The sequence below is a fragment of the Pedobacter sp. N23S346 genome, assembly GCF_048515415.1.
In the GTDB taxonomy this organism is placed as follows: domain Bacteria; phylum Bacteroidota; class Bacteroidia; order Sphingobacteriales; family Sphingobacteriaceae; genus Pedobacter.
Window position 1 is genome coordinate 30,649 of sequence record NZ_JBLYEE010000021.1, and the last position, 24,067, is coordinate 54,715.

23 protein-coding genes are annotated in these 24,067 nt (G+C 33.2%); 22 read left to right on the top strand and 1 reads right to left on the bottom strand.

Annotated elements, in window-relative coordinates; translation table 11 throughout:
* The first annotated feature begins 5 nt into the window (after positions 1-5).
* The 19 genes from ACN1CD_RS22820 to ACN1CD_RS22910 all read left to right on the top strand — a co-directional run bounded on the left by ACN1CD_RS22820 (position 6) and on the right by ACN1CD_RS22910 (position 21,378).
* Positions 6-605, top strand: a complete 600-nt coding sequence (locus ACN1CD_RS22820; protein ID WP_419132733.1) for a hypothetical protein — start codon at positions 6-8, stop codon at positions 603-605.
* Between the two features lie 127 nt (positions 606-732).
* Positions 733-1,380 carry a hypothetical protein gene (locus ACN1CD_RS22825; protein WP_419132734.1) on the top strand — a complete coding sequence of 216 codons (648 nt, stop codon included), beginning with the start codon at positions 733-735 and terminating at the stop codon, positions 1,378-1,380.
* Between the two features lie 74 nt (positions 1,381-1,454).
* Positions 1,455-2,609: a hypothetical protein gene (locus ACN1CD_RS22830; RefSeq protein ID WP_419132735.1), complete on the top strand. Its 1,155-nt coding sequence runs from the start codon at positions 1,455-1,457 to the stop codon at positions 2,607-2,609.
* 1 nt (position 2,610) lies between these two features.
* Positions 2,611-4,869 carry a hypothetical protein gene (locus ACN1CD_RS22835; RefSeq protein WP_419132736.1) on the top strand — a complete coding sequence of 753 codons (2,259 nt, stop codon included), beginning with the start codon at positions 2,611-2,613 and terminating at the stop codon, positions 4,867-4,869.
* A 74-nt stretch (positions 4,870-4,943) separates the two neighbouring features.
* Positions 4,944-7,310 (top strand): hypothetical protein, encoded by a 2,367-nt coding sequence (locus ACN1CD_RS22840; protein ID WP_419132737.1) that lies wholly within the window; start codon positions 4,944-4,946, stop codon positions 7,308-7,310.
* A 350-nt stretch (positions 7,311-7,660) separates the two neighbouring features.
* Positions 7,661-8,308 carry an XkdF-like putative serine protease domain-containing protein gene (locus ACN1CD_RS22845; RefSeq protein ID WP_419132738.1) on the top strand — a complete coding sequence of 216 codons (648 nt, stop codon included), beginning with the start codon at positions 7,661-7,663 and terminating at the stop codon, positions 8,306-8,308.
* Between the two features lie 36 nt (positions 8,309-8,344).
* Positions 8,345-8,902 (top strand): hypothetical protein, encoded by a 558-nt coding sequence (locus tag ACN1CD_RS22850; protein WP_419132739.1) that lies wholly within the window; start codon positions 8,345-8,347, stop codon positions 8,900-8,902.
* 13 nt (positions 8,903-8,915) lie between these two features.
* A complete protein-coding gene (locus ACN1CD_RS22855; RefSeq protein WP_419132740.1) occupies positions 8,916-9,824 on the top strand; it encodes a hypothetical protein in 909 nt (302 codons plus the stop codon).
* 69 nt (positions 9,825-9,893) lie between these two features.
* Positions 9,894-10,427: a hypothetical protein gene (locus ACN1CD_RS22860; RefSeq protein ID WP_419132741.1), complete on the top strand. Its 534-nt coding sequence runs from the start codon at positions 9,894-9,896 to the stop codon at positions 10,425-10,427.
* A gap of 110 nt (positions 10,428-10,537) precedes the next feature.
* A complete protein-coding gene (locus tag ACN1CD_RS22865) occupies positions 10,538-10,891 on the top strand; it encodes a hypothetical protein (RefSeq protein WP_419132742.1) in 354 nt (117 codons plus the stop codon).
* Positions 10,881-12,749 (top strand): hypothetical protein, encoded by a 1,869-nt coding sequence (locus tag ACN1CD_RS22870; RefSeq protein ID WP_419132743.1) that lies wholly within the window; start codon positions 10,881-10,883, stop codon positions 12,747-12,749. The genes ACN1CD_RS22865 and ACN1CD_RS22870 overlap by 11 nt, the downstream gene beginning before the upstream one ends.
* Positions 12,749-13,303: a hypothetical protein gene (locus tag ACN1CD_RS22875; RefSeq protein ID WP_419132744.1), complete on the top strand. Its 555-nt coding sequence runs from the start codon at positions 12,749-12,751 to the stop codon at positions 13,301-13,303. Before ACN1CD_RS22870 ends, ACN1CD_RS22875 begins: the two co-directional genes overlap by 1 nt.
* Positions 13,303-13,737, top strand: a complete 435-nt coding sequence (locus ACN1CD_RS22880; protein WP_419132745.1) for a hypothetical protein — start codon at positions 13,303-13,305, stop codon at positions 13,735-13,737. The genes ACN1CD_RS22875 and ACN1CD_RS22880 overlap by 1 nt, the downstream gene beginning before the upstream one ends.
* A gap of 10 nt (positions 13,738-13,747) precedes the next feature.
* A complete protein-coding gene (locus ACN1CD_RS22885; protein WP_419132746.1) occupies positions 13,748-14,338 on the top strand; it encodes a hypothetical protein in 591 nt (196 codons plus the stop codon).
* Between the two features lie 2 nt (positions 14,339-14,340).
* Positions 14,341-14,526 carry a hypothetical protein gene (locus ACN1CD_RS22890; RefSeq protein ID WP_419132747.1) on the top strand — a complete coding sequence of 62 codons (186 nt, stop codon included), beginning with the start codon at positions 14,341-14,343 and terminating at the stop codon, positions 14,524-14,526.
* Between the two features lie 5 nt (positions 14,527-14,531).
* Positions 14,532-19,046: a fibronectin type III domain-containing protein gene (locus ACN1CD_RS22895; protein ID WP_419132748.1), complete on the top strand. Its 4,515-nt coding sequence runs from the start codon at positions 14,532-14,534 to the stop codon at positions 19,044-19,046.
* An 890-nt stretch (positions 19,047-19,936) separates the two neighbouring features.
* On the top strand, positions 19,937-20,380 hold the full coding sequence (locus ACN1CD_RS22900; protein ID WP_419132749.1) for a lysozyme: 444 nt from the start codon (positions 19,937-19,939) through the stop codon (positions 20,378-20,380).
* Complete coding sequence (locus ACN1CD_RS22905) at positions 20,381-20,764, top strand: hypothetical protein (protein WP_419132750.1); 384 nt, start codon at positions 20,381-20,383, stop codon at positions 20,762-20,764. It begins immediately after the preceding gene.
* Positions 20,761-21,378: a hypothetical protein gene (locus tag ACN1CD_RS22910; protein WP_419132751.1), complete on the top strand. Its 618-nt coding sequence runs from the start codon at positions 20,761-20,763 to the stop codon at positions 21,376-21,378. The genes ACN1CD_RS22905 and ACN1CD_RS22910 overlap by 4 nt, the downstream gene beginning before the upstream one ends.
* Before the next feature lie 4 nt (positions 21,379-21,382).
* On the opposite strand, the gene ACN1CD_RS22915 is transcribed toward ACN1CD_RS22910, so the two are convergent.
* The gene (locus ACN1CD_RS22915) at positions 21,383-22,006 is read right to left on the bottom strand and encodes a hypothetical protein (protein ID WP_419132752.1); all 624 of its coding nucleotides are present in this window, start codon (positions 22,004-22,006) and stop codon (positions 21,383-21,385) included.
* A 62-nt stretch (positions 22,007-22,068) separates the two neighbouring features.
* Between ACN1CD_RS22915 and ACN1CD_RS22920 the strand changes: the two genes are divergently transcribed.
* The 3 genes from ACN1CD_RS22920 to ACN1CD_RS22930 all read left to right on the top strand — a co-directional run bounded on the left by ACN1CD_RS22920 (position 22,069) and on the right by ACN1CD_RS22930 (position 23,515).
* Positions 22,069-22,434: a hypothetical protein gene (locus ACN1CD_RS22920; RefSeq protein WP_419132753.1), complete on the top strand. Its 366-nt coding sequence runs from the start codon at positions 22,069-22,071 to the stop codon at positions 22,432-22,434.
* The gene (locus ACN1CD_RS22925) at positions 22,434-22,652 is read left to right on the top strand and encodes a hypothetical protein (protein WP_419132754.1); all 219 of its coding nucleotides are present in this window, start codon (positions 22,434-22,436) and stop codon (positions 22,650-22,652) included. The genes ACN1CD_RS22920 and ACN1CD_RS22925 overlap by 1 nt, the downstream gene beginning before the upstream one ends.
* Positions 22,653-22,903: 251 nt before the next feature.
* Complete coding sequence (locus tag ACN1CD_RS22930) at positions 22,904-23,515, top strand: NUDIX domain-containing protein (protein ID WP_419132755.1); 612 nt, start codon at positions 22,904-22,906, stop codon at positions 23,513-23,515.
* Positions 23,516-24,067 lie beyond the last annotated feature (552 nt).

Below are 24,067 nucleotides of genomic sequence, written 5' to 3' on the forward strand. Positions count from 1 at the left end.
AACCGATGAAAGATTTTAAATATTTAGAGAAGTTTCCAAGGGGATGGAATGAAGTAAAATTATCAACTTATATTGAGTTGACCCACATGTTGCCAGCGCCACAAGAAGTTGAAGATGGTGAGTACCTACAAGAAGTGTTTCAGATTTACTTCTATGTGTTCACAGGGATTAATATCAGTGATTCAGATATCACATCTGATGAAATTGTTGCAATATATACTAGATTAAAATTCCTTGATAATAAACCATTAACTGGTGAATACAATCCAAAATTAAAGAACATTGATAAGTTAAGTTATGATGACTTTATTATTTATCAGAAGCTTACAGAATCTGCTGATGGGTGGTTAACCAATATGGCTGGTATAGTTAAGCTGTTTCACATTGAAGAAATAAACGAAGATGACTTAACTGTTGATGTTGCCTTCAACACTTTTTTTTTGCTCAAAAAGAAATTGAAACACAGGTTATCAACACATTTCCGGTTCTCTTTGGGCATGAAGATAATCAAGCAGATAGTCAGTCAAAAGTGGAAAGCGATAAAAAGCAAAGTCAAAACGAGTTTAACAAGAACTTCGGCTGGTTCATCCTCTGCAAAGATGTAGCAACATTCTTAAATGAAAAATTCTTTGATGTGATGGAGATGAATGTAATTACAGTATTGCATTTCGCTAATCTACTACATCATCAGGTAGAGTTCATACAAAGCCAACAGGCGCAATTAACTAAATAATGGCAGGTAACTTATCATCAGCATCATCATCTTCACGTGCAGCGAACTTTAGAAATCAAATTGATTCATTAGGTTCACTCGGTACATCAGTTGAAGAATTCACATTTGAACTTGATGGAGTTGAAAGTGTAGTAGGTCAATTTATAGATGAGGTTATCAAGTCAATCGATGAAGCTGGTATATCTGTAACTGGCACAATATCCAATTTAAGTATGGAAGTTGAAGATGATACACTAAAAATTTATGGTGCAGAACATCTACTTTACATTGATGCGGGTGTTAATCCGGTTGGTAAACAACTTTATGATACACCTTACCAATATGAGGATAAGATGCCACCAATTGGACCAATTAAAGAATGGATTAAAAGAAAGAATATCAATCTAAGGAACAATGAGTTCTTTGGTGGTGAGGGTTCTCCTTTCGAAGAATTTGATGAAGAAAAAGCAATTGAAAGTTTAGCCTGGGCAATAAGCAAAAGTATCTATTCAAAAAAAGGTATACCACCTAAAGATGTCTTTAGAAAGCACATCCCATCATTAATTGAGAATATGAAAGAAGTTGTTGCAGGGTTTACAGAACAGAGTTTGATTTCAACCATCCGCAATAAATATGGAAACGATGTAATGAATAAAAAGAAGAATTAATACAAGCCACCTCTAAAGGGTGGTTTTCTCGTTTACAGGTACTTGGGCTATAATATTTATGGGAAACATTTTAAATGATTTCTATAACAAAAGCACCTTATACTTATCAACCATCAGGGAATGATTCAATATTTCAAATAGAATCTGATAACCCTAGTATTTTATCTTTCAATGTAAAGATATTGGAAGCATCATCAGGTGGTGTAATCTTCAACGGCAACTATTATGTTAGACCAGACCACACCACAGGGGTATCATTTAACCTTTCATCTATCCTTTCCAACTTAGTACAGGTTAAAGTAACCAATCTAAATACCATTGCAGAAGCTGTTAGTGGCGCAACGCTATCATATAGATTGGTAATAACTGAAAGAATAGTAGTTAATGGTTTAACGCAAGATGGTGCAACCTATAATAATGGTAATGATAGATATACTGTATGGGATGCAAAGATTGATAGATTGCTCTTTAAAGCATTTAACCCTGATGATTATGTTGTTACTGGTAACAGGTTAGCTAAGTTCTTAGATGTAAAACCATCTATCTCACCACAATCATTTACATCAAACGAGCAGCTTTACTTTATCAATACATCGTTTATTGCAAGGCAGGTTAGAATAAGATTATTCAATAATGTTGGAAATCAAATTAATCAGGTTCTAAGTAATATACCTGATGGGTTGATGATTAGGTTGAATGTATCACCTAAAGCACTTGGTATTGATTTCAATGGAGTTAAAGAATATAAAGTTGATTTAATTGCTGGCAATGGTACTGCGGTAACTGAAACAAAAACCTATAAACTTGTAAATGATTCATGCCATTTACAACCAGTAAATATCTTGTTCACAAACTCATTAGGAGGCGTTACAACACATGTATTCTATAATCCAATTCAGAGTATCAGCACAACTAAAACAACGCTTAAATCAAATATTCTTCAATTAAATTCTGGTGTATATTCTGATAGTTCAAATGGGATTTTAAACCCATCAGAGAGAATTATCAATACAACATCAACATCTAGTTACACTGTATTTTCTAATCCATTAACCGATGTTGAAACGCAATATTTAAGTGAGTTGATTACATCCGAAAATGTATATGTTGAATCTGGTTCAACATTAATTCCAATCACTATTAAAAATTCAAATTACCAAGTTGCAATAAGAAAAACTAATGGTGGTAAGATTAACCGATTGGAAATCCAATATTCAACCAATTACTAAGATGACAAATCAATCAATTTATTTAACTCAACCAGATGGTAACTTTGCCAAGCTGGAGATTGAATCTTTGGATTTGTCGGTAACAACATTTTCCATTGCAGACATTTCGGATATCACCACCAGAAAGGATACCACAACTAAAAATATCCAGCTAAAAGGAACTAAAACCAATAACAGAATTCTTGGGAACATATTTGATTTAAATAGGATTAACGACAATAATTACAGTCAATCGTTGATGTTCAATTACAACTTGAATAAGGAATGTGACTGCTTGCTATATGAGAATGATTCTTTGATAAGTAAGGGTTTCTTTAAAATCACTGATGTAACAATTGATGCGCAGGGTAACACAATTTATAGTGCTGTCATCACAGGATATACAGTTAATTTCTTTGCTAAAATAAAAGATTTATTACTATCTGATTTAGATTTTAGTGAATATAACCATGCTTATTCAATTGATAATATCTTAAATAGTTGGACCAATACCAGTGGGTACATATATGGCATTGCCGATTATGGTCAATCAGTTTATGGTGATGAAAAAACAGTTAGTAAAATAGATTATAAAGACTTTAGACCATCATTTTTTGTACAGGATTATATCAAAAAGATATTTCAGCAACCTGTATTAAATGGCTATACTTATTCAATTGAAGGTAATGAAGACTTCAAGGATAAGTTTAACCATCTGATTGTACCAAATAACGCTGATGTTCTAACCAATACAATTGATGGTGGGGTAGTACTTTATGGAACAAAGGATAATACTCAAAATTATTTTGGAGATTCTAACAATCAGATGGGGAATCAAGGAAATGGAGTTAACACTTATAAGACTCAGATAGCATGGAGTAATTTTACAGATGATAAAGGTTTCTTCACACCCAATTCAGAACCTTATTTTGACTACATAAATAACATTTTCACCTGCAACAAAAGCATTAATACAACGGTTGAGGTAAATATTAGTGTAACCTACATCACTGCTTTCTTTAGCGCAAATTCGGCCAATTATCTCAATTATGATTCAAAAATTCTAATACTGGAACGCTCAAGTAATAGCCAAGCATGGAATGTAGCATCACAATCAGAGGTAACGAGAATTAATTTAAATGGTGTTAACTACACAACGACAAAATTGTTGAAGTTTAAAAGCGCTTTGAATGTAGCTGCTGGTAGCCAAGTTGCAGTCTGTGTTTATAATTATAACTATTCCTATTCAAATGGTACTCCACCAGTATTCCCAGCTATGGGTGTGTTTGTTTATAACCCAGGTGATTCATTTATCCAATTTGGTGATAACATCAGCACAACAAAATTTGAATTAGAATTAAATGATATGATTGATTTCAAAAAGCAGACATCATTCAATACCTACAAGCAAGCAGACTTTTTAAAAAGCCTTTTAAATATGTTCAATCTGTATGTTTATTCTAATATTGATAGCCCTAAACACATAATCTTTACCCCTTACAATGATTTTTATGATAACTTTTCACCATCAAAATTAGTTGGAGCAGCTAACAATTGGAGTAATAAGATTGATTTTTCTAAACTTAAAATCAATAGTTTCCAACAGATTTTCAAGTCATATAAATTTCAATTTAAAGAAGATTCAGATTATTTGAATGCAGCATATAAAGCCAAATATGGCGTTGCCTATGGTAATTATACTTATAACAATACTACATCAATCACCACCGATTCAGCTATTGAAGTAATCTTTGCGCCTACACCAGTAGCCACATTTGGCAATAGAAACTATCCATTGTTCTTTACTTATGATGCCACCAATAATAAGGTTGCAAGGCAATCGACTATAAGGTTGATGTTCTACACTGGTTCAAAAAGTTGCGATGATTATGAAATTGGAAATTGGTTTAAAAACGCTGAAACGGGTGAATACCAATTCCAAACTTATGTGATGGTATCTGGTCACTACCCAGAGCTTCACACCATTTATAATGGTTTGGATTTGAATTTTGGTTCACCAGATGAGGTTTACTACAAGAGTATTCCTGATTCAAAATCTATATTCCAAGACTTTTATCAAAAGCAAATTGAAGAATATAATGATGCCAACACTGCAACTATAGAGGTTTCTGGCTATCTGAATGAAATAGATATTTCCAATTTGAATTTTAAAAAACCGATATTTATTGATGCACCCAACGGTACAGGATATTATAAGTTGTTAAATCTCGATTATGGGAACAATTCAGAACCTACCGATATAACACTGCAAAAGATTTAAATAAATCATTAGCTAGGGCAATCAGAAATGGTTGCCTTTTTCATGCCATAATATTTATCTCAAAGAATATTTACATGGCTAAGAGAGATGATGAGAAAATAATTTTACAGGTTGGAGTTGATAACCAACAAGCAATTCAAGGTATACAAGAAATTGATAGTGCGTTAAAGGACACCAATAAAACCAAGTTGGATGGTGGCGTTAAGTCCTTCAAGCAGCAATTAAAAGAGGCAAAGCAAGCAGCATTAGAATTAGCGTTAGCGCATAAGGAAAACACAGAAGAATATAGGCGAGCAGCAGCCGAGATTGCAAGGCTTACTGATGCACAGGATGTACTAAATAGAACTGTTTCAGCTTTAGATGTAGGGAATAAATTTCAAGGTGTGGCGAAAGTTGCAGGACTTTTAGCTCAATCATTTGCTGGATTACAAGGTGGTTTAGTTGCTTTAGGTGTATCATCTGAGACAGCTAATGAGTCAATCGCCAAACTTCAAGGACTTCAAAGTCTAATAGGGTTAATAGATACTTTCGGTGATTCGCAAGATATTTTAAAACCCTTTATTGCTACATTATTTGGTACAGCAGCTGCAACAGAAGCAACTACAGTTGCAACAGCAGAAGCTACCATTGCAAGTGGTGCGCAAACAGTTGCATTAGAAGCACAGACATTAGCACAGAATACAGCATCTACATCAGCTAAGGCTTTAAAGTTTGCTTTGGCTTCAATTGGTATTGGTTTACTAATAGCTGCCATTGCTTATCTGGTTGCCAACTTTGATGAGATAAAGAAATCAGTAGTTAAACTTATCCCATCCTTAGATGGTGCAGGAGCAACATTTGATAAGGTTAAAAATATTGTAATCGGTGTTGGTTCTGTGATTGTCAACTACCTAATTGCACCAATCAAATCTGCTATTAAATTATTGAAAGGTGATTTCAAAGGTGCCATCCAAGAAATGAAAAATGGTTTGGATGTAGTTAACAACTTCAAAAAAGGTGTTGCAATTGGTGAAGCAAATGATGCTGCCAAGCGGAGAAAAGCACAGTTAGAAGCTGATATAAAATCTACAGAAGATAGAATTGAAATTCTAAAGGCTGGTGGTAAGAAAACAGAAGAACTAGAGAGAGCCAATTTCAAAAGGAAACAAGAATTAGCCAAAGATGATGCAGCTAAATCGAAAGAAATTGCACAAGATAGGGCAGTATTTGAAGCAACTATTGCTAAAAAAAATGCAGATGAAGCTGAAAAATTAGCTAAAGAAGCAGCTGCAAAAGCTAAAGCAGCTAAAGATAAAGCAGATGCAGAGAAGAAAGCAAAGTTAGCAGAGGTAAAAAAATACAATGAAGATGCTGCAAAGATTATTCAAGAAGGAACTCAAAATGAAAGAGGTAAAGAGTTAACCGCAATTGAAATTAAATATCAAAAACAGCTTGAATTAGCCAAAAAATTAGGTGAATCAACCCTTGATATTGAAAAGGCAAAAGGTATTGAAAGGGCTAACATCAATAAAAAATATGATGATATCATATTTGCTTATACCGCTTCAATTACTGATGCATCTTTATCTGAATTTCAAAAGAAGAAAAATGAAATTGATAAGCAAGCTGATGAACTCTTAAAGAATGCAACACCTGCACAAAAAGATGCTATCAATAACGTTAGAAAAAATCTTCAAACTCAAAACAGCGATTTAGAAACTTCAACAAATGTATTAGCTGGTGCAAATAATGATTTAAAGAAATCAGAATTGGCAAATGCACCTGATGATAATGATACCCCAGAGCAAGCAACCAACAAGATTAATGCATTAAGTCAGGCACGTTTGGATGCTGAAAATGCTGCTTTCCAATTGAAGTTGGTACAGTTAAGAGGTCAAAATAATGAGTTAGAACAAGCCAAAAAAGACCATGAAACTAGTGTTACAGCAATTGAAGATGCACAAGCAAAGGCAAGAAAAGATATAGCTGCCAAAGAGAAAGAACAAAAGCTATTATTATATGATGCTATTAGTGCAGGTGCAACTGCCTTATCAGATATTGTAGGTAAAGAAACAGTAGCTGGTAAAGCCTTAGCTGTGGCTGGTGCATTGATTAGTACTTATGCTGCCATTGCAGGACAATTGAAAGCATTTGCTGGTGTACCAATACCTGGTTATGCAATTGCACAAGCGGTTGTAACTGGTTTAGCTGGTTTTGCTGCGGTTAAAAATATATTAAGTGTTAAAGTTCCAGCTAAATCTGGTGGTGCTGGTAGTGGTCAGGCAGTCGTTCCACCTACAATAAATTCAACTGTTTTAAATAAAGCGGCTAATGGTAATGCTGATGTACAGCAAGCAGTGGAGACCAAAAATAATGAACCTGTTAGGGCTTATATAGTTGGTAAAGACTTACAGACCCAAGCGCAAAAGGAATCATTTAATAAAAGTATTTCAAGTTTCTAATAAAGCTCCTATATAAACGGTAAAACCAAATTTCCAGAGGCATAAATATAAAATATTGATATATAACAAGTTACATGATGTCGTTTTAAAACGAAATTTCCAAAATTTTAGAATTAGTTGAGATTACCTTGCTTTAGGAACGTTCTAAGGCAGTTTTAAATAAGTTGAAAGTCCGTTGGATGTACCGTTGGATGTACTCCAAGTGTCCTTTGAATTTGTATAAACAATTGATAATTAATGGGATGAATAAATGTTGTTGGAAATTTGGTTTTGCATTTTTGGAAATTTGGTTTTGCCGTTTATATGTATCACTTTTTATTTTTCACCATAATATTTATCGGAAACGATAAATGATAAAAAAATTACCTCTTATTCAACTTGAAATTGACCCAGAAAATCAATCATTTGTATCAGCAATTTCAATAGTTGAAAGCCCAGCAATAGAAAGTTCTTTTATTGCATTCTCGGATGAGCTAAAGCAGAATAGACATCAAAAGTTTAACCTATCATCTGATGAGAAAATGGAATTGATAGGTGCTGCGATGATTCCAAATGTACCTATATATAGGTTTGATGAAAAGGTTGGTGAGTTCGCAGTGCAATTTTCAGAAAAAACTATTAGGGAAATAGCCCAAGTATTTTCAAAAAAAGGATTTAATAAAAATTTAAATCTTGAACATTCTACTGTAAATGCTAATAGCTATGTATTTCAATCTTACATCACTGATTTAGATAAAGGTATTACCGCACCTAAAGGTATTGATGTACCAAATGGTACTTGGATAGTAGGTGTGAAGGTTGAGGATGCAGAGGTATGGAAGGAAATTAAATCTGGTAAGAAAACAGGATTCAGTATTGAGGGCATTTTTGAATTCATTGACACTGAAAAGATGATTGACTTTCAATTCAACAAGCTTATTCCATCTAAGGACCTTATCTCATTCTCCAAAGAATTAGAATCTGAATTGGATTCTATCATCAAGATTTTGAATCTGTAAAGTGAAATAATATTTATCTAAAAATATTTAGAAAATATGTTCAAAGACCTAATAACCAAATTAAATAAAGTATTGAATTTTTCTACTCAGTTCAAAAGTGAAAAGCTGAAAGATTCAGATGCAACCATTGAGTATGCTGAATTAGTAGTTGGTGCGGATGTATATACATCCAGTTCAACTGGTTCAGTGGCTGCTGCGGATGGTAAATACACAACTGATTCTGGTGCTTCATTCGAGGTTAAAGAAGGTAAGATTTCTGAAATCTTTGAAACACCAGCAGAAGAAGTAGTCGTTGAAGAAGCCTTAGCGGTTGAAGAAGATGCACCAGTTGCAGAAGATAAACCAGCTGATAAAGAAGCTGAATTACTGAAAGAGATTGAAGACTTGAAAGAGGAAATCAAAAAACTTAAAGGTGATTTTTCTGCCCTTCCAACCAAAGAAGACTTAGCAAAATTTCAAACAGAACTAAAAGAAGAGTTCAAAAAATTAGAAAACATCCCAACGGAGTTTTCAAAAACAGATGCACGTGTTGAATTAGAAGACACTGTTGAAGATAAATTTAAGGCACTTGCAAGAGCCTTTAAAGCAAGATAGAATAGTTTAAAAAATGGGATATAATATTTCAGGTTTACCAGCATATACCAGTGAACAATCACGTGAGTTTATGTACAAGAGCATCCTAGGCTCTCAAACTATTGACCTTTTAACATCTGCTGGTTCGTTTGACCCAACAGCAAAAGGTACTCAGGCAGTTCAATTAATTGATGTAGATGTTTACTTCCAAGATGGTTCAACGTGTGGAAGAAATCCAATGGGTGGTGCAACATTATCACAAGCTAAATTAACGGTTAATGATATCAAAATCAATACTAATTACTGTGTTAAAGATTTGTTAAAGACTTATGCAGTAGAGGATATGAAAGCAACCATGAAAGGTACTAAATATGATGATGCATTGTTTTTAGACACGATTGGTAATCTTGTTTCAAGTAACACTGCAAGTGTTGTAGAGAAATTAACATGGGTTGGTGATGTTACCTTAACTGGTACTACTAACATGAAATTTGCTGATGGTTATTTAAAGCAAATCAAAGCTGCACCAGAGCATATCAATTTATCTGGTGTAACTGGTTCAACGGTAACCGCAAAACTTCAAAAAGTTTTTGCTGGTATGCCAATCGAGGTATCAGGTGCAGAAGATTTTAGAATCTTCATTGGTAAAGATATTTTTAATTCTTACAAAGCAGAATTAGCTGAAAAGAACTTATTCACTCCGCAAGCTGAAACAGAATTATTTGGTACAACTGGAAAATTAGCAGTAGTTGATGGATTAAATGGTACTGGTGAAGTTGTTGCAACTCGAATGAGGAATCTTCGTGCAGGTGGTGAGATGGATGCAATTGAAATGGAAAAATGGTATTCAAGAGAAACTGATTCAGTAAATCTCGATTCAAGTTTTAGCATAGGATATACTATCGTGTACCCAATTGAAATTGGTCACGCTAAGATTACCTAATATTTTCTGAAAAGAACTAAAGGGGTTACCGAGATCTCGGTAACCCCTCTTAAAATAATTTAATAAAAAATGGCTTGTAAATCAATATCTGCATTCCTACATGATTGCGGAAAATTTACCCAAAATGGTTTGAACAAAATCTACATGATTGGCTATCATGACTTGCTACCAGTTAGTGGTAGTACTGATGTATATGCTACATCTGTTGATGGAATTGTAAACGAAATAGGCAAAACAGTTGGTAAATCATTTGTTAAAGTTGACCAAACCAAAAAAACTGGTGGTCTAAAAGAAACTACTACTATTAATGATAATGGTTCTGTTGATTTTACCGCTGAATTCACGCTTTCAATTGACAATTTCGGAGCTAAAAACAAATCTTTCACCGAATCTTTAATTGGTGTGCCTGTAGTTGCATTAGTTCAATTAAGAAGTGGTGTATGGGTTGCAATCGGTTTAGATGGTGAATTTGAATTGAGAAGTGCAGAAGGTACTCTCGATGACGCTAACAACTTAAGAGCATTAACTTTCAGTGGTAACATTGATGGGTTAATCCCAGAAGTTGATAAAACAATTGTTCCCGCTTTAATCGCTTTACTTTAACCTTTCCCAAAGAGAATAAATCTTCATTTTCTTCAACCTCTATCAGTTCTTGGTAGGGGTTTTTTTATTGATATAGGAGCCAAGAAATAATATTTATTCAAAAAGTAAATATGATTTTAATAGATAAAATAAAACCAACCCAAAGGATAGTTTTTAGTGCCAATCACTTCAATGTAGATGGTTCATTTCTATTAAAAATAACTGGTGATTCATCCAAGGAATCATTTCATTTCAATTTAGATAACAACCTATCAACTGATTCAGAAAGATACTTTATGTATCAATTAACTACTGAATTATTTGATGCAGTACCATCTGGTTTTTACTCATATAACATCTTTAAAGATGCCTTAGTAGTAACCAGCGGTAAACTATATGTAAAGGGAATTGAAACCGATAACGAGCAAATTTTCATGCCCGAATCACCAGAAGATGATGAATATATAGTATACAATGGCAGATAAACCACAGGATTTAGGTTTACAACTTATCAATTTTGCAAAATCAATTACCCCTTTACCAACAGAATTAACATTTAAAGATTCCAATAAGTATTCAAAATGGGGAGAGGATAATCTTTACCCTAATTTTTTATTGAAGATTTTCAATAAAAGTGCAATGCACAAGGGTATTTGCATAAGCAAATCTGATTACATATTTGGGGATGGTCTGGTTGATTCCAATGGACAGAATATTGGAAATGTTAAAGTTAATCCGATTGATACACTTGCTGAATTTGTACAGAAAATAGTTATTGACTATGTTTTATTCAATGCTTTTGCGGTTGAAGTGGTTTATAATGTTCTTAATCAACCTAAAGAATTTTATCATGTACCGTTGCATCATGTCAGACCAAATAAAAATAAATCAAAATTCTTTACCACTGATGATTGGCAACTAAATACCAGAAACCTTTCAACTTTTGATAGATACATAGTTGGTAATAATCAGGATGGTAAGTCAAAGATGTTTTATTATTCCAATTACACACCATCAGTAAATAATGTATTTGGTGAATTAGATTATAGCGGAGCGATTGAAAGTATTGTTACCGATACTTTGATTAATGAATTTTTCCAGAATAATATTCAAGGTGGTTTTTCACCAGCTCATATTATTTCAAGTTTTAAGGGCGTGCCATCTGATGACCAGATGAGATTGGCAAACAGAAAGTTCACTGATGCATTGAGCGGTGTTGATGGGTTAAAATTTATTCTTGATTACAATACAAATGATGCTAGCGCTAAAGGCTTACAAATATCATCTGTACCAAGCGATGACTATGCTTCCAAGTTAATTGAAGTAATTAAAAAAACAGAAAGAAATATTCTATCTGCACATCAAGGTACATCATCGTTATTATTTGGAATTGAAAAAGAAGGTTCATTAGGTAATTCCACAGAACTTGAAAATGCTTATCAGTTATTCAAGGATGGTTATGTTAAGAATGCCAGGAATCAAATTGAATCAGGTTTAAATAAACTATTCACTGAATTTACAGGAATTCCAAAGCTAGTCTTTAAGGATAAATTAAAGCTATTTGCACCTGTTTTAGCTGATTCAACTAAGGAAAAAATCTATACCATTAATGAATTAAGGGTAGAAGCTGGCTTACCTAAAATTGCTGATGGTGATAAGTTGATTGGTTCATCTGTTCCAGCACCATCTAACTTTTCAACTGATTCAAAATTGGTAAAACATGAACTTTCAAATGAGGATTTCGATAAAATAAAAGACAAAGGCCATGCCAAAGCAGACTTTGAAATTCTAAAAGAATACTTACCAGAAGATTTTTCTAATCAAAAGCAAATGGAACTTCAATTTGATGATGATTCAGATGTTGCCAATTATTTAACCAAATCAGAATTAGCTGATAAAACAGTATCAGATTTGCGAGCTGAAATCAAGAAAGAATTAGGTATTTCAGTTACCTCACAAGAAATAATTAATACCCTTAATGCCTTAACTAAGGCTAATGTAGTCAATACAAATATTGAAGATGGTAAAATCAAGGTAACACCTATTAAAAAGTCTCCAAACGAGCCAGAAAGAAAAGTTGAAGTGATGTATTCCTATGAGAAAAGACCAAATATCAAAGGTGAAAAGATATTAGCTACATCAAGAGCATTTTGCCAGAAATTATGTGAAGTTGAAAAATTATTCTCTCGAGAAGATGTTCAAACTATGGCTGAAACATTTGGATATGACATTTTTACCTATGCAGGTGGATATTATACCAATTCAGAAACGGGTGAAACCACACCATATTGTAGGCATTATTTCAAACGTGTACAGGTGATTAGAAAGGAGAAAAAGAAATAATGAAAAAAGTACTATTTATCGGCATGACAGAGGTTAAAGAAAAATCTCTAATAGCCACCAACACTGATGAAAAAACAATTACTGGTGCTTTACTCGAAGTTCAAGAACTAGAATTAGAACCCTTAATTGGTGCTAAACTCTATAAAACTTTAGAAAATGAAATTGTTGGTCAAACATTAACTGATGAACATAAAACCATTATCAATGAGTTTATAAAACCATATTTAATTTATGGAACTTTAGTCTATAGTGTTGTTCCACTTCATTTCAAATTAAATAATAAAGGTTTAAATAAAGCCACAGATGCAAACCTAGGTTCTGTATCAGGTTCTGAACTTGAATCATTCAAAAACTACTATAGAGAAAAATTTGAAGGTTACAAAAGGCGGTTAATTGAACACTTTCAATGCGATTCAAACAGCGAAACAACGACTTCCATAAATGAAGATACTACTTCATCAACTCTAGGTATTTACTTACCAGATGTTGCAGATTATTCTAACGAATATAACAATTCCAGAGCCTATAAGACAGGTTACTATAGAAGATACTAATGGTTAATCTATTTACATATTTAAACCTTTTAAACGAGTTCTTTTCAAGCCATTTCCAAATTAATACCATACTTGTTGGTGATAAAAAAGATATAACTGGCAAAGCTAATATCATGTATCCGCTTGCGAATATTGAATATCTTGATAAAGTGGTTAGGGGTGGTGAAGATGCTTATCGATATGAAATAATTATTGCTGACTTATCAACAGATGAAAGCGAATTAACTATTATAAATGATTGTAATTCAATTGCTGATGACCTTATTAACTGGTTTGAGGATACTTCAAAATTTGAAGAATTAGAACTGGTAAGCAATGTCACTATCAAACCCTTCACTGACTCATTTGGCGATAGGGTTAGCGGTGTAACCTTCACTATTACAATGACAGGATTCAGAAAATCTTGCAGCAATTCAATACCGATTAGCCAATAATATTTATAATATGATTTGTAACTCAATTGCTGCGAGCCTTAAGGCATGTAAACCTACCAGAAATGGCTTATCAAAGATTTATGTTATTGCCTACCATGATTTGAAGTTATCACTTCTTGGGGATGCTGAATACATTGAGGTTGATGGTGTGGTTACATCATTAAAAATGAAAAACCAAAGGAATTTTGTCGAAATCCAGAATGCCAATAAATCTGCATTATTGAAAGAAATGGTAACTGTATTTGATAATGGTTCAGTTGAAATCAATCAAGAATTTACCTTAACCCTGATGACAATTTCAGCTAAGAACAAAATGTTTGTTAATGCTTTAATTAGTACACCTGTGGTTTTCTTAAATAAAACTAAAAACGGTGAATGGTTGATTATCGGGCTTGATGGCAATTTAACTCTTAAAGATGTTAATGGTGAAGTCAATGAGACTTCAAATCAAAGGACTCTAACATTTGCTGGTACAGCCTTACAATTGATAAGTGAGATAGATGCTTCAATAGTACCATCACTTATTTCACCACCAGAGTGGGTTGATACAAATAAAAATGGGTTCAACTATACTTTGGGGATGGTTCTAAAAGCCACATAAACATGCCTAAAATAAACTATACAAATAAACAGGTAGCACAAGATGCTGCAAATCCTGTAGCTCCCATCGAAATATTTTCAGCGAGAGATGCAAATGAAATAAAAGAGTCTGTGAATGCGCTTTATGAGATTGTAGGTGATGATGGATTCATCTATATAACCCCAGAAGATAGCACACTATTTATTTAAATAAAATGAAGAAATTAATATTAAAGAAAGATTTATTACTTGATATAAGAGATAAAAAAGCTGGTAGAAAAGGCATTTTATTGGTAAAACAAGATAATGTTGGTGGTCACATTGTAACCTTAGCAGCTAACAACGTTGGTAATGTAACTATTGACTTAACCCCAAATGTTACCTCTGAATTATCGTTTGTAATTGATGATGAAAAAGTATACTGGCAATGTAATGTGCTTAATCCTGCATTGCCTGATGTTGCACCACTTCCAATTGATGATTTGCAAATTGAGTATGTTAATACCACTGATGTAAAAATTAAATGGAGCGCACCAGTTGCCGATGCTAACAGACCAAATTTAAAAGCTACTGCTTACTATCTAGTATGTTCAGAAGTGATGCTGACTTCCAACTTGCCAACAAGTCAAATATTGCAGATGCCTAATACCAGGTTAAAGATTAAGCCAAAAGCATCTGGTGAGGAAGAAGTTTATTTAATGAAAAATCTTTTACCAAGTAAAAGGTACTTTATTAATATTATTAGTGAGAATTTAGTTCAAGGAAAAGTGTTGAAAAGCTTACCTTCAAATATTGAAGCCTTTTTCACACCTCACGACAGCATGGAAACAAACGCAATTCCTTCACTAATACCTTTATATAATACATCTGATAAGGCATACTCTTTCTTTCCAATGCCTTTCACAGAAAAACCATCTGATGCATTGAATGAAAATAACTTCTATCTAGATGGTAGGGGATTGGCCCTACAAGAAGGTGTAAGCAACCGAGATGGTGAGCCAGATGGCATCCCAGTAAACTATTCTTTCATTACACCTTGGTCAACCAATACTGGTGATGCTCCGCCACCTTATGTGCCAGAAAATTATGGTTTTATAAGTGGAAGTTGGGGTAATCCATACAATAAGGGATGGTATAATTTTGATTCACCTGAAGTAATTTTTGATTTAAATGGTAGTTGGAATATCACTTCAATCTGGGTTTATATCAATACCAATATGGTTCAATCATTGGGTTATGATTTAGCACAAGATTCAAGAAAAATGGATTTCAAAGTATCTTCAAACGGTACACAATGGGATGTTATAGGTACAATTGAAGCAAGTTATGGTGAACAAGGATGGTTGAAAATTGATATTAACCCATCATTAGCGGTCAATGCTAAGTATTTCACTATTGGTATTAAATCATACCATCTTGGTTCAATTGCTATCTATGGTGTAAGGTCTCAAGCACAAGAAATTAAAGGCTTAAAGTTAAAACGCCAAACCCCAACCAGAGACATGAAAGCCAGAATTGGTGTGAATGGATTCTTGGGTGAAAAGAATGTTGATATTATGGCTAGTTTATCATCTGTTACAAGATGGTATAATAATGCAAATTGGAATATTGAATATCCAAGCTGGCAACAAAGGAACGATGATGTACAAGGCATTCAACCCAATGATTTAGTTTTCAAATATGAAGAAAGCGTTGATGGTTGGAAAATGTTGGATTACCTTAAAAACTTTAAAGATGCAGGTGTTACCAACCTTTTTACCGTTAACAACTGGTCCGCATATAATACCTTTAGAAATTACATCGCAACCGTTGCTGAAGCATTAGAGGCAAGACCTTTAGACCCATCAGTTGAAAGAGATAATTTAACGGTTTCAACTATTCCATCAAATTATAAGTTCATTGCTCGGACTTGGTATAATATTGCTGGTAAGTTAGGTAACAACAAAAATGTTGATAAAACTTTCATGCAGTTGAAACCTAGCGAAAGCCAAGAAGTTGGTTTGAATTTAGTTAATTATGGGGAAATAAATAATGAACGTGATAGTATCTGGGCGCAAACCAGATGGACTAATGCAGAAGAAAGTGCTGCAATACATTCTGCTTGTTATGATGGTCACAAAGGACAAATGGGAGCAGGTTATGGTGTAAAAGCAGCAGACCCATCATTCCAAGTTCTAAATGCTGCAACAGTAGCACCAGAAACTGCATATTTCTGGAAAATGATGAAATGGTGGGATTACCATAGAGGGGTTGGAAACTATCCACTAGATGTAATCAGCTACCATCATTATGTTGCATTCAGCGACTTACCTTCAACTTATGGAAGTGCAAACACCTGGGCAATAAGACCAGAGAGAGATTCTCAATTTGATTCACACAAGGGTAAGTTATGGGATTTCCCACATTTTAGAGATACCTACATGCCAACCAAAGAGATGTGGTTGACTGAAACTGGATATAGCGAGCATTATGGCGGTTCTTGTTCTCCAAACTATCCTACACAAGTAGAAAGAAGCTGGTATAAGGCATGTTGGACATTAAGACTACTTATTATTAACATGTATGTTGGTGCAGATGTAATCAACTTATTCTGGTATTCAAATCAGGATGGTGCAAGATTAGTAGATTTAGACCCAACAATTAAAAATAAAGCTGCTTTCTTAACTCATGGGTTAACCGAGGGTGATACAAGTGCTAATGATTGGAATAGACACTATTTAACTACTGGTTTCTACTTAGCATCTTTCAGAAACGAGGTAAATGGTTATTTTCTTAAATATGCTGTTAAGCTTGGTTTGGAAGATTGGACTATGGAAAATATTATTCCAACTGTTGACCCAACCTTATATGCTTTTGCAGCGGAAAAAGATGATGATGAAAAAGGTATTTTCATATGGTATTCTGATATGTTGATGGACAAGAAAAGTGTTAGGGTAATTCTTGATGAATCGGAAACGATGGTTGAGGTGATTACATTCGAAGGTGCAGATGTAAGGAAAGACTTAAAAGGCTTATCAACCAATGTACCAGCACAAGCAAGCGGAAATGTAAGATTTATTGATATTGAAGTGGGTGAATGTCCTGTATTTGTTAAAACAAAAAACATAGGGGTTGAAAAGCTTAAGCCATTGGAAGAAATCAAAATTCAATCAATAAGCCAGTCAGCAATCAAGTTAGCTTGGAGAGATAACAACGTTGGAAACACCCACAAGACCAAGATTTTTGTAAGTGACAAAGCTAATGAAGGTTATACTATTGCCAATAACACCGTTTTAACTAATGGGGAATATACAGTATCTGGTCTATTGCCGAATACCAACTATTTTTTCAGAATTCAATTAGAAGATGGTGCAAGCCAAAGTGAAATGACTGTTACTTATGGTGCATCAACTTTGGGTGTGGTCACAGTTCCAACCAATTTCCATTCAACTAACGCTAGTACTTCAACAATTGAATTGGCTTGGGAATATGCCGATGAAGCAAAGATTGATAAGTTTATTATTTATAGAGCTTTGAGTTTGAATGGTACATTTAACAAAATTGCGACCATTGAAAAGACCGAAAGAATATATACAGATAGCCAGCTTTTTGCTGCCACTAATTATTACTATAAAATAGTAGCTGCATTAGGGTCTAATATCTTATCTCAACCAGCTATTGCTAATGCTTCAACCGATACACAAGGTTCTAATGATGCACCAACAATCCTTAATGCAAAAACCAATTTTATTGGTGATATTATTTATGTGAGGATGTCTCAACCTGTGAAAAATGTTGCAAATAATGAATCCGCATTCTTAATAACTGATGCTGGTAATGTTGTAAATGTGGTTGAAACCAGACTAGCTATTGGTGATGATACATTAGTTGAAGTTGTAATTAATAGGGTATCACAATCAGCTACACCAGCATTAAATTATGATGGTATTGCAGGTGCGATTTGTGATAAGGATACTGAATTGAAAACAGTAACAGTAAATGATTTGGCGGTTGCTAATAACGCTAACAGCCCATCTTTACTATCCAAGAAGGCTAGACTAAATTTTATTAATGCTGGTGTTGGTTCATTGGAAAATGAAATTGTTCATAATGGTGATATATGGAATGATATTGTCATACCTGCGAAGGATAATGAGAGTAATCAATTCCAAGGTGCATTAGTTGATGTAAATGGCAACGCCACTAATTGGAGATTCTTGTTACCATTCTCGGATTACCCGGTCTTTTTTAATAAATGGGATAGTGAAGGTTTTCCAACATTTAGCCATGCAGCGGTATCGCCAATTAATTTGGATATGTTCCCTTATGAAACAAGAAGGTCAGGAGCTTACATTGCTGATTGGGCGTCAAAGATTGCTTTCAATTTATCAGGTCTAGATACCTCGAAGCAGTATAATATGTGGTTTAGCGTTGTGCCAATTGAATGGGAGACTGAACCATCTAGCACCTATCATATTGAAACAACAAATGGCACTAAATCAGTATCATGGAATATTAATAAATCTGAATTCAATGTTGGTTTAATAAGAGAGATGTCGCCAAACGTTGGAACATTCCAGAATCTAAAACCAACTGCGTTTGAAAAAACTGGTTCTGGTTTTGCAACAACTGCAACACCTGTAAATATATTACCAACTGATATCAATTTGGTGTTATCTAATTTAACACCAGCATACAGGTTAGCAGTGACAGGTATGATAATTGAAGAAGTAATACCAATAGAATTGTAATAGAGATTACAGCCCTGTTATAAAGTTAGCAGGGCTTTTTTATTAGTTCTATGTAAAGTTATTAACACTTATTTTATCAAGATATTTAATTCATGTTTATGAAGTTGAAATTTAGAGTTTTAACTCAAAAAAAGACTACTTTTTTTAAGTGTCCTTGAGTTTTCAATTGACTGAATTATAGATAGTTGTTTGTTTTTGTGATAAGGGTTGTATAGAACACTTGTACTATGGTTTTATCAAAAGAGTTTCTTTTGGTAATTAAAATAAATTTTAACAAATAATTAAAATAAATTTTAACGATTTCATTTAACACATTGAATTCTCCACCAGAATCAAAGTAGTGTTAAGAAGTTTGAAGCTCAACATAAGTCTATGAACTATATATTTGTGTTAACGCTAAAGAAAAAAGCCAACATTCGACGTGTTGGCTTTTCTAAAACTTTGGCTAAGTAACTTGATGTATAAATTAACATTAACCCTAACATTTGGTAGAGATGAACTACCAGATGAACTGTACTACAAACATAGTGTTTGCACAGTACAAAACAAAGAAGAAACTACTGCTCAAACAAGTGGTAGTTTTAAACATCTTAATTGGATTCCTAATCTTGTTAAAGATGTTGCTCTTTTACTAGGCATATTACATGACTATATTATTTAGATAGTTAAATGTTAATTAATGCTAATAAGCCCTATTATTCAACTAATAGGGCTTTTTTTTTATTCGTCTGTTAAAAGACTTGGAAATAAGAAACTCATAATTTCAATTGTTAGTAAAATTTCTAAATGCTCATTGTTCCTTCCATTATATACCGAATCGTTAAGATTAGAATTTGTCAGATTGGGTTTCATAGATAACTTTTACAATAATATTTATCGGTAAAACACCGATGAATTTAGATAGTAAAGGGATAGCATTTTTGCATAATGAAGAAGGATTAAGATTAAACGCCTATAGGGACCAGATAGGTAAGTGGACTATTGCATTTGGTAATACTTATATGTTGGATGGTTCGCCAGTTAAAGAAGGTGATAAGCTTTCATTAGCAGAAGCTAACAAGCTATTTGCTGTCAAAATTAAAGACTATGAAGCTGCCGTTAGTAAAGGTGTTAAACTTCCACTAACCCAAAATCAATTCAATGCTTTGGTATCGCTATGTTACAATATCGGTACTGGTGCATTCCTTAATTCAACCTTGTTGAAGAAAATCAATTCCAAGGCATCTGCAGAAGAAATACAGGCCCAATTCAATCTTTGGAAAAAAGGCGGTGGAAAAGTATTACCAGTTCTGGTTAATCGCAGAAAGCGAGAATTCAAATTATTTCAATCTTAAATGGCAATTAAATTAGATGAAAAAAACCTTAAGCTATTTTCAAAATTCCCTTGGCAATATGCGCTGATAGCATTACTAATAGCTATTTGTTCTCTTTTTGGAATAATTATAAAAAATAATAATGATGTTAAAAAGAATCAGGATGAACGAATTGAGTATTTGAACAACCACATAAAGAATTCAGACATTGTTAAAGCCACTTGGTTGAAGGAAGCTTCAATTAAATCTGATGCTGAAATCAGAAGGCAACAGGTATTGATTGATTCGCTTCAAAAATTATTGTTGACTAGAACTGATAAAAACTATCAGGAATTAAAAGATATACTTGATATAAGAGGTAAGGATGCTATTATAACTATCAAGCCAAAAAATAAAAAACTATGAGAAATTTTATAATCATAGCAATCATCTTTTTACTATTTGGTGGTTGCACAACCCATAAAAAATTACTTAAAAATCAATCTGAACTCAAGATTGAAAATCATATTGAATCAACTAACGAGATTGTTGAAGAATCTAAAGCCGTTAAACTAGGAAAAACCAATGTAGTTGAATCTTCAACGGTTGAAGAAATCTCAATAAAAAAACCAGTAAACATTGAACTAACGGCAAACTTTAGAATCGATTCAACAGCAACATTGCGTGGTGATACAGCACTTAAATTAGTTGATGTAAGCGATAAAAATGTTTCAGTGACCATTTATCAGAATGGTAAAAATGGACAGCTCACTGCGAAGATTAAAAGCAAAAATTCAGTTGAAGATGTACCCTTTAGTGAGATTTCAATTAAGAAATCTACAACAAATAAGGCAATTAATATAGATACCTCAAAAATTGATAGTTCAAAAGTGTTAGTTAAAGCAACTTTGAAAGATAAATCAAAAGTAAAAGCATCAAAATCTAAAGTTGAAAAGGATGTACAAAAAGCGAATTATTTGTTTATGATTAGTTTTGTGGTTCTGGTGGTTTGTTTATTGGCGTTTTTATTTAAAAGGTAGTCAGTTATGTTTTCCTATTAAATATACTGTTTTCGTTATTTTTATCGAATTCTTCCCAGTAATTAGAATATTCGGTAATGAATCGTTCTGTGGAATCTTCATTATGGATTGGATATTCAACCTGAAAATGTTCGGTACAAGTTTTGAATACAGCATTTAGTATTTCAACATGCAACTTTGCATCTGCCAATTCTTCATCACTAAATTGAGGTATGTTAAATGTTGGAAAGTGATTTCCAGAGTGTGCTACTTTTTTATCCCTTAGCTTTTTAATTTTCTTATAAAAATCAGTGTTTAATAGTGTAAGCAATGAAACTGACACATCGTTGTATCTAATATGTGTTTTATCATTATTTGATTTAATTTTCCAATTCAATTTAGCTAAAGAAGCAATGTTTTCACTTCCATCTGTTGTATCAGTTTCTAGCAATTTACAATATTCTAGAATGAAAACTCCCTTCATCGCATAGTGATATTTTATAAAAAACATATCCTTTAGAAATTCCAGCTCATATCCTTTTCTGTTTTGATTTAAAATTGAAAGCTCATAAAAACTTTGATTTAGAAATACAATTGCTTCATAAGCTGAACCAATATATTTCTCTACTAATTTTATTTTGTCACTCATACTCAAATATAATGTTTATAACTCATTTTGTTTTTACTAAAAATATTAGTAAAATTTGCATTATGAATAATGGTTATAATTTTGTTCCACCAAAAACATCACGCTTTACCGATGTACATATTGTATGTAGAGAAGCAAGGGATAACTATTGTTGGATATTCAACAAGACTTCCAGAAAATGGTGGACACCGGATGAATTTTATAATGCCTTTCACGATAAAGATTTTAATAGTATTAAAATGTTAGATTTTCTAGCAAATATTTCAATTCGAGACCCACGAAGTGGAATTACAGCAGCATTCAAACAAGTAGGCGAATTAGAGGAAAAACACAAAAATGAAACACAGGAATTACTTGATAGGATAGAGGAATTTAATAAGAAAGTAATTCTATACTATCAAGAAAAAGCTAAACCAAAATTGAAATAATGGATAATAAAGCAGCAACAGAGCAAAAACAAATCAAGATAGGTGGAGATGTAATTACCATTGATGGCGTGAAAGGAGATAAGTTTCTTTTTAGGGTGATGATTAATAAAACATTCAAAGGTTATATTCAAAAGCGTGATGGGGATTATTATCGTTTAGATGGTAGTGATATCCATAATTTAATTTTTGCCAAAATATGCCATTCATTGGGGAATTAAATACATCTCCAAACAGTAATTAATTTAGAGGCGCATTTAAAGATTAGAAATGTTAATAGTTGATAAAATAGAAAAGAAGAAATATAGTCACGTTTAATTTATGTCTGCTATATTAGCACTTTATAAAATTTAGATTTTTTGTAGAAAATTTGTAGAAAATCCAAATAAAAACCCCTTTCAGATTCATTCTAGAGGGGTATATTTTTTCTACAAAAATTCAAAAAGCTTCATTTAAATATATTTAGAAATAGATGGCGAATAATTACAGAATTTATATTAACGATAACACTTTGTTTATATCAGAAGTTTTACCAGAGCAGAAGGAAAAGATCCAACAACTTGAATTTCAAGATTTTGATTTACAAACATTTTATAAAAAATTAAAGAACGGGTCTAAGAAAAGCTATCTTTTTTTAACTAAAAATCCAGAGGAAACATTTAATAAGCTTAAAAAGAATTGTGAGATCATTAAGGCTGCTGGAGGTTTGGTAGAGAGTGCAAATGGAAATTATCTTTTTATTTTTAGAAATAAGAAATGGGATTTGCCCAAAGGTAAGCTCGAATTGGGCGAAAAAATGAAAGAAGCTGCTGTTCGTGAAGTGGAAGAGGAGTGCGGAATAAAGGTTTTAAAACGTGAAAAGAAGCTCTGTAAAACGTACCATGTTTATCAGAATGGATCAAAAATGGTGATCAAAAAAACCAACTGGTATAAAATGACGGTTAAGGGCGAACCAAAATTAATTCCACAAAAGGAGGAGGGAATTGATGAGGCGGTTTGGCTGGATAAAAATCATCTTGCGCCTGTGGTGAAAAATACGTTTCCATCGATTATGGATGTGATGAGGACTGGTGGGATATTGTAATGTTGTTTTTTAAATTTTTAGCTCCGTCTTTGTGAGGAACTTTCTGGTCTTAGTGTCTCGCTAAACTTTCAATTTTTAAATAACTGGTTTTGGTATTTAGTTCAGCACCTATCTTGGTAGATCCTGAATCAAGTTCAAGAGGACGATTCGTCTCAAAATGGATTTCTCGAGGGATATACTAACCGATTCGTCATGCTGACCTGTAGCGCAGCGGAAAGCTACGTAGTAAATTTAGTTCAGCACCTATCTTCGGTAAGATTCTGAATCAAGTTCAGGAGGACGATTCTTTGCAAAATGGATTTCTCGGGAGATGTATTAACCGATTCATCATGCTGACCTGTAGCGCAGCGGAAAGCTACGCAGTAAATTTAGTTCAGCACCTATCTTGGTAGATCCTGAATCAAGTTCATTGTTGTCCGGTAAAGATTTTTTTTTGATAAAATAAAAGGGGTTGCTTTTGGCTTCCCCTTTTTAGTGTTGATATTTGAGTTACCACACTTAAACATTCAACATGGGCAAAAATACTTTTTTTACCGGACAGCCAGTACTGAA

Bases quoted from the DNA above. Each gene is read 5' to 3' on its own strand.
- ACN1CD_RS22875 (WP_419132744.1), top strand. From the start codon at position 12,749: ATGAAAAAAGTACTATTTATCGGCATGACAGAGGTTAAAGAAAAATCT.
- ACN1CD_RS22855 (WP_419132740.1), top strand. From the start codon at position 8,916: ATGGGATATAATATTTCAGGTTTACCAGCATATACCAGTGAACAATCA.
- ACN1CD_RS22925 (WP_419132754.1), top strand. From the start codon at position 22,434: ATGGATAATAAAGCAGCAACAGAGCAAAAACAAATCAAGATAGGTGGA.
- ACN1CD_RS22820 (WP_419132733.1), top strand. From the start codon at position 6: ATGAAAGATTTTAAATATTTAGAGAAGTTTCCAAGGGGATGGAATGAA.
- ACN1CD_RS22900 (WP_419132749.1), top strand. From the start codon at position 19,937: ATGAATTTAGATAGTAAAGGGATAGCATTTTTGCATAATGAAGAAGGA.
- ACN1CD_RS22930 (WP_419132755.1), top strand. From the start codon at position 22,904: ATGGCGAATAATTACAGAATTTATATTAACGATAACACTTTGTTTATA.
- ACN1CD_RS22885 (WP_419132746.1), top strand. From the start codon at position 13,748: ATGATTTGTAACTCAATTGCTGCGAGCCTTAAGGCATGTAAACCTACC.
- ACN1CD_RS22880 (WP_419132745.1), top strand. From the start codon at position 13,303: ATGGTTAATCTATTTACATATTTAAACCTTTTAAACGAGTTCTTTTCA.
- ACN1CD_RS22825 (WP_419132734.1), top strand. From the start codon at position 733: ATGGCAGGTAACTTATCATCAGCATCATCATCTTCACGTGCAGCGAAC.
- ACN1CD_RS22840 (WP_419132737.1), top strand. From the start codon at position 4,944: ATGGCTAAGAGAGATGATGAGAAAATAATTTTACAGGTTGGAGTTGAT.
- ACN1CD_RS22915 (WP_419132752.1), bottom strand. From the start codon at position 22,006: ATGAGTGACAAAATAAAATTAGTAGAGAAATATATTGGTTCAGCTTAT.
- ACN1CD_RS22860 (WP_419132741.1), top strand. From the start codon at position 9,894: ATGGCTTGTAAATCAATATCTGCATTCCTACATGATTGCGGAAAATTT.
- ACN1CD_RS22920 (WP_419132753.1), top strand. From the start codon at position 22,069: ATGAATAATGGTTATAATTTTGTTCCACCAAAAACATCACGCTTTACC.
- ACN1CD_RS22870 (WP_419132743.1), top strand. From the start codon at position 10,881: ATGGCAGATAAACCACAGGATTTAGGTTTACAACTTATCAATTTTGCA.
- ACN1CD_RS22895 (WP_419132748.1), top strand. From the start codon at position 14,532: ATGAAGAAATTAATATTAAAGAAAGATTTATTACTTGATATAAGAGAT.
- ACN1CD_RS22845 (WP_419132738.1), top strand. From the start codon at position 7,661: ATGATAAAAAAATTACCTCTTATTCAACTTGAAATTGACCCAGAAAAT.
- ACN1CD_RS22850 (WP_419132739.1), top strand. From the start codon at position 8,345: ATGTTCAAAGACCTAATAACCAAATTAAATAAAGTATTGAATTTTTCT.
- ACN1CD_RS22865 (WP_419132742.1), top strand. From the start codon at position 10,538: ATGATTTTAATAGATAAAATAAAACCAACCCAAAGGATAGTTTTTAGT.
- ACN1CD_RS22890 (WP_419132747.1), top strand. From the start codon at position 14,341: ATGCCTAAAATAAACTATACAAATAAACAGGTAGCACAAGATGCTGCA.
- ACN1CD_RS22905 (WP_419132750.1), top strand. From the start codon at position 20,381: ATGGCAATTAAATTAGATGAAAAAAACCTTAAGCTATTTTCAAAATTC.
- ACN1CD_RS22835 (WP_419132736.1), top strand. From the start codon at position 2,611: ATGACAAATCAATCAATTTATTTAACTCAACCAGATGGTAACTTTGCC.
- ACN1CD_RS22910 (WP_419132751.1), top strand. From the start codon at position 20,761: ATGAGAAATTTTATAATCATAGCAATCATCTTTTTACTATTTGGTGGT.
- ACN1CD_RS22830 (WP_419132735.1), top strand. From the start codon at position 1,455: ATGATTTCTATAACAAAAGCACCTTATACTTATCAACCATCAGGGAAT.